Source organism: Amycolatopsis sp. CA-230715 (assembly GCF_018736145.1).
Taxonomy (GTDB): Bacteria; Actinomycetota; Actinomycetes; order Mycobacteriales; family Pseudonocardiaceae; genus Amycolatopsis.
In genome coordinates this window covers 3,946,696-3,959,799 of sequence record NZ_CP059997.1, presented here as the reverse complement: position 1 = coordinate 3,959,799, position 13,104 = coordinate 3,946,696, and the positions used below count along the sequence as shown (strand labels likewise).

Below are 13,104 nucleotides of genomic sequence, written 5' to 3'. Positions count from 1 at the left end.
GAACCCCGTGCTTTCCACAGGGGGAGAGCCCGGGGTTCTTTCGTGTGGTGGGAGCAGGTGCCTCGTGCTTACAGCTTGCCGCCCGCGACCGGCGGCATGGTGGCGTCGTCGCCGCCGTCGCCGACGCTCTCGCGGTGCAGGAAGTTCTCCACCTCGAACAGATTCCCGTTGGCGCGCTTGATGATCGTCAGCAGCGTGCTCATCTGGGAGATCTCCTCGACCTGTTCGGAGATGAACCACTGCATGAACTGCTCGCCCTGGTAGTCGTCCTCGGCGCGAGCCGCCTTCGCGAGCGTCTTGATGTCCGCGGCGACTTCCTTCTCCTGCTCGAGCGCGAGCTCGATCAGCTCGGCCGGGTCGGAGAACTCGTTGCGGACCTCGCCGGTGCCGGGGACGTCGACGTGGTGGTCGGTGTCCAGCATGTACTGGACGAGTGCCATCGCGTGGTTCCGCTCTTCGACCGACTGCTTGTAGAAGTGCTTGGCCAGCTGGGGAAGGTCCGCGTTGTCGAACCACACCGCGAGCGCGATGTACTGCTGGGAAGCGTTGAACTCGTTGTGAACCTGCCCCTGCAGGAGTTCGTAGAACTTGGAGCGCGGTTCCTTTTTCGTGGAGGCCATGTCTTTAACGGTACGTCACGCGTGTGCGTTTATCCACTCGGAACTGGTGATCTACCCCCCAATTGTGTAGCATTCTGAGCGTAGGTATATCTAATTTCGCTTAGGCTTTCCTAATAAATAGCGCGCTTTCTTAGGCAAGCCTTTCTTTCGTTTAGGTTAGCCTTGATTCAACAAAGCGGGGCGCCCGCCGTCGTGGCGGACGCCCCTCGCTTCACCCTGCCGGGTCACACCGGGTCGCGCAGCACCGGGCACGACATGCACCGCGGCCCGCCGCGGCCGGAGCCCAGCTCCGAACCCGCGATCGCGAGCACCTCGATCCCGGCCTCTTCCAGCCGCGCGTTCGTTTCACTGTTGCGCTCGTAGCCGACGACGACGCCCGGCGCGAGCGCGAGCGTGTTGTTGCCGTCGTCCCACTGTTCGCGTTCCGCGGTCACCGGGTCGAGGCCCGTGTCGATTACGCGGAGCCGGTCGATCCCCATCGCCTGCGCCGCCGCGGTCAGGAAGGGAGCGGGGCCGTCCACGCGCACGCCGCCGTCGTCGTCGGGCCGCATCGTGTAGGCGACGAGGGAATCGCGCGCCAGCGGGTACATCACCACCGCGTCCGCGCCGACCATGGTGCACACGGTGTCCAGGTGCATGGTCGCGCGCTCCTGCTCGATCGGGACCGCGAGCACGGTGTGCACGATGTCGTCGGCGAACACCGACCTGGCGAGCGATTCGGCACCGGCGGGCGTGGTCCGCTCGCCGACGCCGACGGCGAGTACGCCGGGCGCCAGCAGCATCACGTCGCCGCCTTCGATCGGTGCGGAATGCGCCCCGTACGCGCGGGCGGCCTGCCGGAAACGCGGATGGTAGGCGTAGACGAGATCGAGTACCGCGGTTTCCCGGCGGCGCGCGGGCATGGTGAGCGAGGAAATGGCGACCCGGTCGCCGATCCACGCCGAGGAATCGCGGGTGAACAACAGGTTGGGCAGCGGGTCGACCGCGAAGTCGTGCGGGGAATGCATTTTCCGCACCAGTGAAGCGCCTTTGGTGGCGGGCAGTTCCTCGAACGTCACGCCCGACATCAGCACTTCCGCGAGCGCACTCGCGTCGATGCCGGAGAGGTGCGAGCGCAAGGAGTCCGCGAGGTCGTTGCCGAGCCGCCGGTCGTCGACCGCGGCGTGCACGCCCGCCGCGTGCGCCCTCGGGTCGGCCAGCGCGGCGCGCAGCACGTCGGCGAGCAGCAGCACCTCGACGCCGCGGCCGCGGAGCACCTCGGCGAACGCGTCGTGCTCCTCCTGAGCGCGGCCGACCCAGGGGATCGAGTCGAACAGCAGCTGGTCGTTGTTGCGCGGCGTGAGCCGCTTCAGCTCGTTGCCGGGCCGGTGCAGCAGAACCGTGCGGAGCGGACCGACCTCGCTGTCCACCCTCGGGGTGGCGGAATCACTGATCACCCCTCTGACCCTAATTGGTTACGGCAGCCAGGACACGTGCCCGCGCAGGAGCGCGTAGCCGACGAACGCGACCACGTCGAGCAGGGTGTGCGCCACCACCAGCGGCCACAGCCGGTTCGTGCGCTGCCACAGCCTGCCGAACACCAGCCCCATCACCAGGTTGCCGAAGAACCCGCCGATGCCCTGGTAGAGGTGGTACGAACCACGCAGCACGGCGGCCGCGAACAGCGACGAGTTCTCGCGGAAGCCGAGCTGGCGCAACCGGGTCAGCAGGTAGCCGATCACCAGCACCTCTTCGGCGAAGGCGTTGCCGAACGCCGAGGCCGTCAGCGAGATCGGGCGCCACCACGTGTCGTCCAATGTGGATGGTTGGACCTGGAGGTTGAACCCGAGCTTCCAGCCGACGAAGTACAGTGCCAGCCCCGGAATCCCGATCAGCGCGGCGAGTCCGGCGCCCCACAGCGCGTCGCGGCCTGGCCTTCGCCGGTCGAACCCGATCTCCGCGAGCTTCGTTCCGCCGCGCAGGAGCAGGTAGGCGCCGAGCGCGCCCCAGCCGATCAGCTGCACGGCGCTCAGGAGCTGCTTGAGCAGATCGATCAGATCGATCGCGGCCTGCGGAACGTTGAGCGCGACCTGTTGCCTCGACAGGGGTTCCGGCCGCAGGAACGAGTCCACAAGGGACAGCAGGCTGCGCGCGCCGGACAGGCCGAGGGTGATCGAGAAGACGATCAGCACCTCGATCGTCAGCTGGCGCCGCTGCGCGGGGTCGGTGACCACTTCGGGCGCGCCGGGACGGTCGGGGCGCAGCCAGGAGCGCACGGCGGAGGTCATGCGCGCACGCTACCGTCCTCTCCCATGCCGAGTATTGCTACCAACACGTCCGTAGAACGCGCCGAACTGGTCGAGTTCCTGCGCCCCCGCCACCACGCGATCCTGACCACGACGAGGGCCAGCGGGGGAGTGCAGCTTTCCCCGGTGACCTGCGGCGTCGACGACCAAGGCCGCGTCGTGATCGCGACCTACCCGAAGCGCGCGAAGGTCCGCAACGCCCGGCGCGACCCGAATGTCTCGCTGTGCGTGCTTTCCGACGAATGGAACGGGCCGTGGGTGCAGGTCGACGGCACGGCCGAGGTGCTCGACCTGCCCGATTCGGTGGAGCCGCTGGTCGACTACTTCCGCAGCATCTCCGGCGAGCACCCCGACTGGGACGAGTATCGCGAGGCGATGCGCAAGCAGGGCAAGAGCTTGCTGCGCGTGACGATCGAACGGTGGGGGCCGGTCGCCACGGGTGGGTTCCCGCCCGAGCTCACTTCTGACTGACCACCGGGGCCGACAGGAACGGGCACCCGATCAGCCTGCGCAGTTCGACCGCGAGATCCGGCGGGCTCTCCACCGCGCGCGAAAACGCGAGCCGGACGTCGTGGTCGCCGGTGTCGGATTCGACGCGCAGCCGAAGCCCGTGCCGGTCGAGGCCGAGCGGGCGGATCCGGCCGTCGCGCAGCTCCTCCGGCAGGTGCCTGGCGAGCTGGCACACCACGTCCGCGTGATCGGATTCGAGGTGCCGGAGCCAGTCGCGCTCGTAGCTGTGGAACGGGTCCGGCGCGGCCGCGGAGAACATGTGCGGGCGCAGCGACTGCGTGCCTTCGGCGTCGGCGAGTACGAGCGAGGCGGGCGTCAGGCGCAGCAGGCTGAGCCCGTGACCGAGGTCGAGCAGGCGCGGGTCCGGCCGCTCGTCGGCGATGGAGACCGCGCGCGCCCGCGCCGACAGATCGCTGAGCGGGCGGAGCCAGCCCGTGATCCAGAGCAGGCCCCTGATCGGCTCGCGCAGGTCGACCGGGGCGTGATCGGCTAGCTCGAACATCACCGCGAGCTCGCCGCGTCCGGTCCGCTTCGCCGTGGAGACCAGCGCGTGGTCGTCCGGCAGCATGATGCTGACGCTGCCGCTGGCGTGGACGTGGTGGAGCACCGGCTCGACGCGTTCGGCCGCCGGGTCGCCGTGGCCCGTGGTGGGCACGAGCGTGGCGGGGCCGCCCCGTTTCGCGATCGTCTTGGCGCGTTCGGCCGCGGTGGGTGCGGGCGGGCGCCGGGTGGATGTCTCGGTCAAGGCTCACCTCCTACTTAGGTGAGCCTAAGCTATGTAGCCGTCCGTGGGAAGACGGTCACGGGGTGATCGCGACTATCGTCTCGCCTGCTGGATATCGCGTACTGGGGAGAAAACTTCATGGAAGCCGCACAGGTCCACGTCTTCGAACCGCGCCAGGGCCCGCCGACCTACGGTGACCAGCGCTGGCGCCGCGCCCTCGAAGGTTCACTGCGGCTGGCCACCGCATCGGTGCGCTTCCCGGCCTTCCTGACGGTGTGCGCGGGCGTCGTGGGCGCCTTGTCCTGGCAGGATGCCCCGGCGGCGCTTCCGCTGCCGTTCCTCGCCGCCGTGCTGCTCGGGATCGTGGCGATCGGTCTGGGCGTCCTGGGAATTCTCCGCCTCCGCGTGCTTCGGAGCGCCGTCGCCGACGCGTATCCGGTCATGTTCGCCGCGGGTGACCTGCGGGCGGCCGGACGGCGGCTGTCCGTGCCGCTCGACGGCGACACACGGGCGGTGGTGTCGCTGCCGCGGTACTGGCAGTCGCTGATCGCGCGCGAAGGCAAGGTGTGGGTGATCAGGTCCGGCGACCGGGTGTTCGTGTTCCCTCCTGGCTCCGTGTTTCCGGCGAGGGGAAGGGCGCGAGCGGGATCTCCCGTCGGCGAGCCGGTGCGGCCGTCCGCCGGTGACGAGATCTCGGCCGGACTCCGCGATTCCCGGCGGCAGTACGCCTCGGGGGTGCTCGGTTGGTTCGGCGGGCTCGCGTGCGCCGTGTGGGCACTGTTGACCATGCCTCCGGGGCAGGCCTACTTCGCCGTGGTGGCCCTGTTCTTCGGTATCGCCTGCCTGCTCGTGCTGGTCCGCCTCGTCTGGACGTTCGAAAGCTTCCGGGCCGCGGTCCGCCGCGGCGGCTGGACCAGGGGCGACGCGACGGTGACCGAGGGCGCACGCGCCACCCGGGGATGGTTGTCGGTCCCCGGTGTTGGCCAGTGGGCCGTCCGGTTCGCGATGGTGCATCCCAGCGTGCTCGCCGCGATCGAGGAGTCGGGGACCATCTGGGTGCTCGGCGGCCTGCGCGGGCGGTCCGCCGTGATCGGCCTTCCCGGATACCCGTTCCTGTCCGTCATCGGGATCGACAAGGCCGAAACCGCTGTAGGTTGAGGTCATGGCGTCCTGGGGGCAGCTCCTTCCGTTCGGCGGCGTGGTGGCTCTCGGCGCGATGGCGCCGGGGCCCGATTTCGCGGTGGTGCTGCGGCATTCCGCGATGTCCGGCAGGCGCGCCGGGTTCGCCGCGGCGCTCGGGATCACCGGCGGGATCATGGTGTGGTCCGTGGTCGCCGCGCTCGGGCTCGCGAGCCTGCTCGCGGCGTCGGCCATCGCGTACACCGTGGTGAAGGTCGCCGGTGCCGTCTACCTGGTCTATCTCGGCGTGCGGGCGCTGCTCGCGGCGAGGAAGGGCGAGGGGTACGAAGCGCGCGAGGCCACCGCCGAACCCGGCATGGCGCACGCCTTCCGCCAGGCACTGGTCACCAACGTGCTCAACCCGAAGTGCGCGGTCTTCTTCGTCGCACTGCTGCCGCAGTTTCTGCCCGCGCACGCGACCGTCGGCGACACCGTGCTGCTCGCGCTCATCCCGATGGCCGTCACGCTGCTGTGGTTCACCCTCGTCGCGAACGTGGTCGGCGCGATGCGCAAGCTCCTCGCCGCCAAACGCGTGCGCAGGGCGATCGACGCGGTGACCGGAACCGTGTTGGTGGCACTGGGAATCCGGATCGCGTCGACCGCCCAGTGAGCTACTCGGGCGCGCGGCCCGACCAGGTCCACGCGTAGCCGGGATCCTCCGAGGCGTCCGCGGCTTCCCCGAGGTCGAGCGGGGCGAACGTGTCGACCATGACCGCGGTTTCGTCGAAGTAGTCCGCGCCGATCGACGCCTCCGCGGCGCCGGGCTGCGGTCCGTGCGTGAAACCCGACGGGTGCAGGGAAAGCGACCCGATGCCGATACCGGAGCCCTTGCGTGCCTCGTAGTTCCCGCGCACGTAGAACATCAGCTCGTCCGAGTCGACGTTGGCGTGGTTGTAGGGCACCGGGATCGAGTCGGGGTGGTAGTCCACCTTCCGCGGGCAGAACGAGCACACCACGAAGTTCGGGCCCTCGAACGTCTGGTGCACCGGCGGCGGCTGGTGCACGCGGCCCGTGATGGGCTCGAAGTCGTCGATGTTGAACACCCACGGGTACAGGCAGCCGTCCCAGCCGACGACGTCGAACGGATGCGTCGCGTAGGTGTAGCGGGTGAGCCCGGCGCGATGGCGCACCAGCACGTCCACGTCGGTGCCGTCGACCACGTGCGGTTCCACCGGCCCGCGGATGTCGCGCTCGCAGTACGGCGAGTGCTCCAGGAACTGCCCTTTCGCGGACAGATAGCGCTTCGGCGGCCCGATGTGCCCGCGCGCTTCGAGGATGTACAGGTTCACGGAGCCGTCGGGGACGACCCGGTAGGTGCACGAGGTCGGAATGACGACGTAGTCGCCGTCGCCGACGGTCAGCACGCCGTAAACCGTCTCGACGGTGGCCGTGCCCCCGGAGACGTACAGCAGCTCGTCACCGGCCGCGTTGCGGTACAGCGGGCTCGGCTTCGTCGCCACCACGAAACCGATCGACACGTCGGCGTTGCCGAACAGGCGCCGCCGGTCGGTCACCGCGTCCGCGTCGGCGGTGAACTTCAGGTCGCCGGTGCGGAAGTGCCTCGGCTTGAGCGGGTGGTTCGGCTGCAGCTCGCCGCGCTCGTCCGGGACCGCGACCGCGTTGACGATCGCCGTCGGCAGGCCGCGGTGGTACAGCAGCGCCGAGTCCGCGGAGAAGCCCTCGACGCCCATCAGCTCCTCGGCGTAGAGCGAGCCGCCGGGGGCGCGGAACTGGGTGTGCCTCTTGTGCGGGATCTCGCCTACCCGTCGGTAGTACGGCATTCGGCCCTCCTGCTCAGTGTCCGCTGGACGAACATTTTTGTCCCCATGTCGTACGCTACTAGCGTGTCAGTCGTGTCAAGCGCTGTGGAACTCACACCCCCCGGCCCCCGTGGAATCCCACCCCTGTTCACGCGGCTCGTCGACGACTCCGCGTTGTTCCCACCGGGGGAGGCGACCATGCCCGAGGCCCTCCGGGCGCACTTCGAGTCGAAGGCCGGCGAGCACGCCGGCGTGCTCGGGGTGTTCCTGTGCCAGGCGTCCCGGTTGCCCGAGCTGATCACCGAACTGATCAAGCTCAAGCCGAAGGAGCCGCTGCCGTTGTCGTTGATCATCGACACCGGTCTCGGCGGGGTGCCGAAGGCGATCTCGATCGTCGAATCCCGCAGCGAGCTGCTCGCGCTGCGCATGGTCGAAATGCCCGCCCCGTCCGACGTGGACGAGGTGTGGCTGGAACGGGTCTCCGAATTCGTGCCGGAGGACGTGGTGCGCGTCGTCGAGCCGCGGCGCGGCGTCGGCTGGCTCGACGGGGTCCGCAAGGTCATCGAACACGGCAGCTGGCCGAAGATCCGCTGCGGCGGGCTCGCCGACGCGAACTTTCCCAGTGTGGACGAGGTCGCCGATTTCCTGTCCGTGGTGAGCACGTTCACCGGCGCCTCGTTCAAGGCGACCAACAGCCTGCACCGCGCGGTCCGCCACGTCGACGAAACGAGCGGGTTCACCCACCACGGGTTCCTGAACCTGCTGGTCGCCTCCGGCCGCTGCCTCTCCGGCGGCGACGTGCGCGCGGCGCTCGAAATCACCGACGGCGCGGAGCTGGCGAAGGAGGCGTCCGCGCTGTCCGAGCCAGCGGCCAAGGCGGTCCGCGAACTGTTCGCGTCCTACGCGGCCGCGTCGTTCGCGGAGCCGGTGGACGATCTGAAGGACCTGGGTTTGCTGTGAGCCGCGACGGCGTGATCTTCCCGGCGGAGGAGCCATGGGTGCAGAGGGGTCGTTGACGCTCGACCGCGGGCTGGCGCTGCTGCAGGCGGTGGCGGACGCCGGGGGCGAGGCGGCGACCATCTCGGAGCTCGCGGTGACGATCGGCGCGAGCAGGGCGGCGGTCTACCGCCTGCTCGTGCCGTTGTCCGAACGGGGGCTGGTGTGGCGGGACGGCACCAAGGTCCGGCTCGGTGTCGGCGTGCTGCGGCTCGCCGGCCAGGTGCTGCCGCAGTTGCGGCAGGCCGCGCACCCGGTGCTGCGGGAGCTGGCGGAGAAGGTCGGCGCGACCGCGCACCTTTCCGTCGCCGAGGGCGATCACGTGCAGGCCGTCGCGGTGGTGGAGCCGTCGTGGACGAACTTCCACGTCGCCTACCGCGCGGGCAGCAGGCACCCGCTCAGCGCCGGTGCCGCGGGCAAGGCGATCGCACTGCGCCAGGACGGCCCGCCGTGGGTGGCGACGCGCGGCGAGCTGCAGCCGGGCGCCTCCGGTGTCGCGGCGCCGGTGCGGGGCGTGCCGGGGCTGAAGGCGAGCGTCGGCGTGGTCTCGCTCGACCCGATCGTGCCGGACGAGGTCGGCCCGCAGGTCGTCGCCGCGGCCGCAGCGCTGGCCGAGGTGCTTCGTTAGCGGGGTTTGAGCAGCGGGCGGACCATCGTCAGCAGCAGCGCGAGGTCGATGGTGAACAGTGCCCGCTCGAACAGGCCCATGGTCAGCTCCTCGCCGGAGGCGAGCTGCCAGACGAAGCTGCCGAGCAGCACCCCGACCACCAGTGCGCTGGCGACGGCGAGGCGGCGGATCGTGGTCCGGCGCGGTTCCCAGGGGCATTCGGAATTGGTGCGCCGCGTGAGGATCCACGCCGCGGCGGGCAGTGCGAGGAACGCCAGCAGCGCCGCGTAGTTGTGCACCTGTCCGCTGAACGAACGCGCCTGGCCCTGCGGGTCGACGGGGAAGGCGGCGCACACCGCCAGCCCGGTGCACCACAGCCCCAGCAGGGCGGGCACCGCGCGCGGCCGTCTCGCCTTCACGATCCCGGCGAGCAGGGCCAGCGAGCCGAGCGCGAGCGCGAGACACATCGCGTTGAAGACCGGTGCCGCCGAATCGGTCGCGTCGAACCGGCCGTAGACGTACTCGGACAGCGTCTGCCAGATCGGGCTGACCTGCGCGGACAGCCGCAGGTGCAGGTCGACCGAGATGGCGATCGCGACCGCGATGCCCGCGACGGCGATCTTGCCGTGCAGCGGCGAGACCGCGCGGACCGGTGGCAGTGCGGTCACTCGGTATCACCTCGGCTGGCTGGACGACCCTGACACGGCAAGGACAGGGCAACCCCGGCGACACCGCCGGTTCACCCTGTCCTCGCCAAATGGTCATACAGGATTGCCGATAACGGGGCGGTGAAGCAAGTCAGACGAGCGTCTGAACCGCCGCGAAGAGCGCCAGCCCGGCGAACACGAAACCGGCGACCCGCTGGATGAGCTTGGGCCGGATGCGGCTGCGGATCTTGTGGCCGATCGCCACCGCGATCGCGGCGACACCGACGAGGGCGAAGAACGCGCCGAGCCCGACCGCCACCGGATTCCCCAGCCTCGCGACGAGCCCCGCCGTCGCGAGCTGCGACGCGTCGCCCCACTCGGCGGCGAACAGCACGCCGAACGAGGTCAGCGCGGCGCGGGCGAAGGTGACCGGGTTCGGCCCGGACCGGGATGCGTCCTCTTCGCCGTCGGCGTCCGGCGAGAACCCTTCCTTCAGCAGCAGGTAGGCGCCCGTCGCGAACAAAGCCGCGACCACGAGGGAAACCGCCGTTTCGGGGAGCAGGGTCAGCACGCGGCCGAACAGCACCGCGACGACGCATTGCACCGCGAATGCCGCGCACACCCCGGTGAACACCGGCCATGCCCGGAACCTCGTGGTGAGCACGAGGGTGGCGACCAGCGTCTTGTCCGGCAGCTCGACCGCGAGCACCAGGCCGAACGCGCTGATGAACGCGATAAATGCGGCAGACATCGGCAGCAACACCCCTTTCGCTGCAACGATAAAGGGGGTGTTCAGAAAAGGGCAAGATGATCGCTTTTACGAATTGCTGGTTTCGGTTCTGGTAGCGCCCGGAAACGGGGTGGCTGATTATTGTTTTCGGCGCGCCGAAACACATTCTGCGTTACGGTTGCGGGCATGGCCGACCACGTCATCGTCACCACGACCACCGATTCGGAAGAGTCCGCGACGGCGCTCGCCAGCGGCGCCGTCGAGGTGAACCTCGGCGCCTGCGCGCAGGTCACCGGCCCCGTCACGAGCGTGTTCCGCTGGGAGGGCGAGGTGCGGACGGAGCCGGAGTGGCGGGTGGACATCAAGACCGCCGCGGACCGGGCGTCCGACCTCGCCGACTACCTGCGGGCGAAGCACGGCTACGACGTCCCCGAGGTGATCGCCACGCCCATCATCGGCGGGAGCGCGGAGTATCTCGCCTGGGTGACCGCCGAGACCCGGTAGGTCAGCCCGCCACCCGTTTGACCAAGGCCGCCCCCTTCGCGGCGAGCCAGTCGTCGAAGGTCAGTAGGCCGGGGTGCCGCTTCCGCAGCGTCTCGACGTCCGGTTCGATGCCCACTTCGCCGCTGTTGAGCAGCTCGTAAGCGCGGGCGGCGGTTTCGCTGTGGGCGCGCAGGGCGTCGAGCGGGATCCGCTGGTAGGTGATCGGCAGCCCGGTGGCCTCCGCCATGGCCGCGGCCTGTGCCACCGGGGTGCGCACGTCACCGGCGAGTTCGATGGTCTCGCGGAAGTCGCCGGGGTTCGCGAGCGCGAGCGCGGCGAAGGCGGCGATGTCGTCGAGTGCGATCAACGGCTGCCGGAGGTCGCCGCGGAGTGCGGTGGCGAGCTTTCCGTCCCGCAGGCCGAAGACCGGATGGACCAGGTTCTCCATGAACGACGACGGGCGCAGGATCGTGGCCTCCCCGCCGAGGTACTGCTCGAGTGCCCATTTCGCGGGTTGGAGCCCGAGGGGCGCGGTGTGCTCCGCGTCCGCGCCCGAGCTGTACACGATGTGCTCGACCCCGGCTTCGCGAGCGGCGTCGACGACGTTCTTCCCCGAGGTGTATTCGTCCTGGTCGGGTGCCATCGGCCCGGCCTGGACGCTGAACACGCCGTAGGCGCCGCGCATCGGCGGCGCGAGGCTTTCGCGGTCGAGCTGATCGCCCGCGACCACTTCGGCACCGGCCGCCGTCAGCGCACCGGCCCTCGCCGGATCGCGCGTGATCGCCCGTACGCGCCAGCCGTCGGCGAGCAGGCGCGCGGCGACGGCGCCGCCCTGCTGGCCGGTCGCGCCGGTGACCACCACGATCCTGTCGTTCCCGTTCATCGGTTCTCCGTATTGTCGTAAGCGGAACGTTGACCCCGCTTACGACAATACGGAACGGGCGCCCCGTTTGTCGAGTGGTCGACGTGGAGTCCACATGCGACGGTCCGGGACCTAGGTCCTGGCAAGATCGGGACCACTTGAACTGGCGGTGGTGCCGGGACCGGCGAAGACTTCACCTCGTGGAGGTCTTGGAACTAGCGCGATGGCAGTTCGGCATCACGACCGTGTACCACTTCCTGATGGTCCCGCTGACCATCGGAATGTCCGTACTGGTCGCGGGGATGCAGACCGCCTGGGTGCGCACCGGCAACGAGCGTTACTACAGGATGACCAAGTTCTGGGGGAAGCTCCTGCTGGTCAACTTCGCGATGGGCGTGGTCACCGGCATCGTGCAGGAGTTCCAGTTCGGCATGACCTGGAGCGCGTACTCGCGGTTCGTCGGCGATGTCTTCGGCGCGCCGCTCGCGATCGAAGGGCTCGTCGCGTTCTTCGTCGAGTCCACCTTCCTCGGCCTGTGGATCTTCGGCTGGGACAGGCTGCCGAAACGCGTGCACCTCGGCTGCGCCTGGGCTTTCTCGCTGGCGACGATCGCGTCGGCCTACTTCATCCTGGCCGCGAACTCGTGGATGCAGCATCCCGTCGGCGTGGAATTCGTCGACGGGAAGCCGACCATGAAGTCGATCGGCGCGGTGCTGGGCAACAACACCGCGCTCGCCGCGATCCCGCACACCGTCGCCGGCGCGTTCGCGGTGGCCGCGGCGTTCCTGGTGGGGGTGGCCGCGTGGCACCTGTGGCGCAAGCGGCACGAGTCGGACGAGCACCGGTCGGTGTGGCGTTCGTCGTTGCGGCTCGGCGGGTGGACCGGGATCGTCGCGTTCGCGGTGCTCGCGGTCACCGGCGACTTCCAGGGCAAGCTGATGTTCGAGCAGCAGCCGATGAAGATGGCTTCGGCGGAAGCGTTGTGCCACACCGAAAAGCCCGCGAGTTTCTCGATCATGGCGATCGGGGACGTGGCGGACGCGGACTGCGAGGACGTCAAGACGTTCACCGTGCCCGCGCTGCTGTCCTTCCTCGCGCACAACGACTTTTCCAGCGAGGTCAAGGGAATCGAGCCGCTGGTCACCGAGTACCAGGCGAAGTACGGCACGCACTACCCGGACGACCCGCAGCTCGGCTCGCTCGCCGGGAAGCCGATCGACTACGTGCCGAACCTGCCGGTCACGTACTGGGGTTTCCGGCTGATGATCGGGTTCGGCGCGATCTCGGCGGGGATGGGCCTGCTGGCGCTGTGGTTCACGCGCCGCGGGCGGATCCCGGAGGGAAAGTGGTTCCCGCGGCTCGCGCTGCTCGGCGTCGCGACCCCGTTCCTGGCCAACAGCGCTGGCTGGATCTTCACCGAGATGGGCAGGCAGCCGTTCGTGGTGGTGCCCAATCCGTCCGGTGTGGACGGTGTGTGGATGTTCACCGCGCGGGCCGTCTCGCAGCTTTCCGTCGGCGAGGTGTGGGCGTCGCTCATCTCGCTGACCGCGATCTACGCCGCGCTGGGCGTGGTGGAGGTGTTCCTGATGCGCAAGTACGTGCGCGGCGGCATCGAGGGCGTGATACCGCCCGAGAAACCGAAGCAGGACAACGAATCCGACGACGAACCATTGGCCTTCGCCTACTAGGGGATCGAGATGA

Annotated in this window: 15 protein-coding genes; 7 read left to right on the top strand and 8 right to left on the bottom strand. The window is 69.4% G+C overall.

Translation table 11 applies throughout. From position 1 onward, the window contains the following. Positions 1-68: 68 nt before the first annotated feature. The 3 genes from HUW46_RS18690 to HUW46_RS18680 all read right to left on the bottom strand — a co-directional run bounded on the left by HUW46_RS18690 (position 69) and on the right by HUW46_RS18680 (position 2,887). Entirely contained in the window at positions 69-620 is a 552-nt protein-coding gene (locus HUW46_RS18690; protein ID WP_215548493.1) for a ferritin, read from the bottom strand. A gap of 224 nt (positions 621-844) precedes the next feature. Beyond that, a complete protein-coding gene (locus HUW46_RS18685) occupies positions 845-2,029 on the bottom strand; it encodes an arginine deiminase (protein WP_215549958.1) in 1,185 nt (394 codons plus the stop codon). Positions 2,030-2,074: 45 nt separating this feature from the next. After that, positions 2,075-2,887 carry a CPBP family intramembrane glutamic endopeptidase gene (locus HUW46_RS18680; RefSeq protein ID WP_215548492.1) on the bottom strand — a complete coding sequence of 271 codons (813 nt, stop codon included), beginning with the start codon at positions 2,885-2,887 and terminating at the stop codon, positions 2,075-2,077. A 24-nt stretch (positions 2,888-2,911) separates the two neighbouring features. On the opposite strand from HUW46_RS18680, the gene HUW46_RS18675 reads away from it, so the two are divergent. Beyond that, on the top strand, positions 2,912-3,376 hold the full coding sequence (locus HUW46_RS18675) for a PPOX class F420-dependent oxidoreductase (RefSeq protein WP_215548491.1): 465 nt from the start codon (positions 2,912-2,914) through the stop codon (positions 3,374-3,376). On the opposite strand, the gene HUW46_RS18670 is transcribed toward HUW46_RS18675, so the two are convergent. Continuing rightward, on the bottom strand, positions 3,363-4,160 hold the full coding sequence (locus tag HUW46_RS18670) for a DUF2470 domain-containing protein (RefSeq protein ID WP_215548490.1): 798 nt from the start codon (positions 4,158-4,160) through the stop codon (positions 3,363-3,365). The two genes, HUW46_RS18675 and HUW46_RS18670, sit on opposite strands and share 14 nt — an antisense overlap. Positions 4,161-4,277: 117 nt before the next feature. Between HUW46_RS18670 and HUW46_RS18665 the strand changes: the two genes are divergently transcribed. Both HUW46_RS18665 and HUW46_RS18660 read left to right on the top strand, forming a co-directional pair. After that, positions 4,278-5,297, top strand: a complete 1,020-nt coding sequence (locus HUW46_RS18665; protein WP_215548489.1) for a hypothetical protein — start codon at positions 4,278-4,280, stop codon at positions 5,295-5,297. 4 nt (positions 5,298-5,301) lie between these two features. Then, positions 5,302-5,928, top strand: coding sequence for a LysE family translocator (locus HUW46_RS18660; RefSeq protein WP_215548488.1), 627 nt, complete (start codon positions 5,302-5,304; stop codon positions 5,926-5,928). Position 5,929: 1 nt separating this feature from the next. On the opposite strand, the gene HUW46_RS18655 is transcribed toward HUW46_RS18660, so the two are convergent. Then, positions 5,930-7,099, bottom strand: a complete 1,170-nt coding sequence (locus tag HUW46_RS18655; RefSeq protein WP_215548487.1) for a homogentisate 1,2-dioxygenase — start codon at positions 7,097-7,099, stop codon at positions 5,930-5,932. 84 nt (positions 7,100-7,183) lie between these two features. Here HUW46_RS18655 and HUW46_RS18650 point away from each other — a divergent pair, with 84 nt between their 5' ends. Then, positions 7,184-8,038 (top strand): hypothetical protein, encoded by an 855-nt coding sequence (locus tag HUW46_RS18650; RefSeq protein ID WP_305861162.1) that lies wholly within the window; start codon positions 7,184-7,186, stop codon positions 8,036-8,038. A gap of 34 nt (positions 8,039-8,072) precedes the next feature. Beyond that, complete coding sequence (locus tag HUW46_RS18645) at positions 8,073-8,702, top strand: IclR family transcriptional regulator (RefSeq protein ID WP_215548485.1); 630 nt, start codon at positions 8,073-8,075, stop codon at positions 8,700-8,702. Here the strand turns inward: HUW46_RS18645 and HUW46_RS18640 are convergent. After that, positions 8,699-9,349 (bottom strand): DUF998 domain-containing protein, encoded by a 651-nt coding sequence (locus HUW46_RS18640; RefSeq protein ID WP_254126304.1) that lies wholly within the window; start codon positions 9,347-9,349, stop codon positions 8,699-8,701. The genes HUW46_RS18645 and HUW46_RS18640 overlap by 4 nt on opposite strands. A gap of 130 nt (positions 9,350-9,479) precedes the next feature. Continuing rightward, on the bottom strand, positions 9,480-10,079 hold the full coding sequence (locus HUW46_RS18635) for a TMEM165/GDT1 family protein (RefSeq protein ID WP_215548484.1): 600 nt from the start codon (positions 10,077-10,079) through the stop codon (positions 9,480-9,482). 165 nt (positions 10,080-10,244) lie between these two features. On the opposite strand from HUW46_RS18635, the gene cutA reads away from it, so the two are divergent. Further along, a complete protein-coding gene (cutA, locus tag HUW46_RS18630; protein ID WP_215548483.1) occupies positions 10,245-10,562 on the top strand; it encodes a divalent-cation tolerance protein CutA in 318 nt (105 codons plus the stop codon). Position 10,563: 1 nt separating this feature from the next. On the opposite strand, the gene HUW46_RS18625 is transcribed toward cutA, so the two are convergent. Beyond that, entirely contained in the window at positions 10,564-11,424 is an 861-nt protein-coding gene (locus HUW46_RS18625; RefSeq protein ID WP_215548482.1) for an SDR family oxidoreductase, read from the bottom strand. Positions 11,425-11,603: 179 nt separating this feature from the next. Here HUW46_RS18625 and HUW46_RS18620 point away from each other — a divergent pair, with 179 nt between their 5' ends. Beyond that, positions 11,604-13,091 carry a cytochrome ubiquinol oxidase subunit I gene (locus tag HUW46_RS18620; RefSeq protein WP_215548481.1) on the top strand — a complete coding sequence of 496 codons (1,488 nt, stop codon included), beginning with the start codon at positions 11,604-11,606 and terminating at the stop codon, positions 13,089-13,091. Positions 13,092-13,104 lie beyond the last annotated feature (13 nt).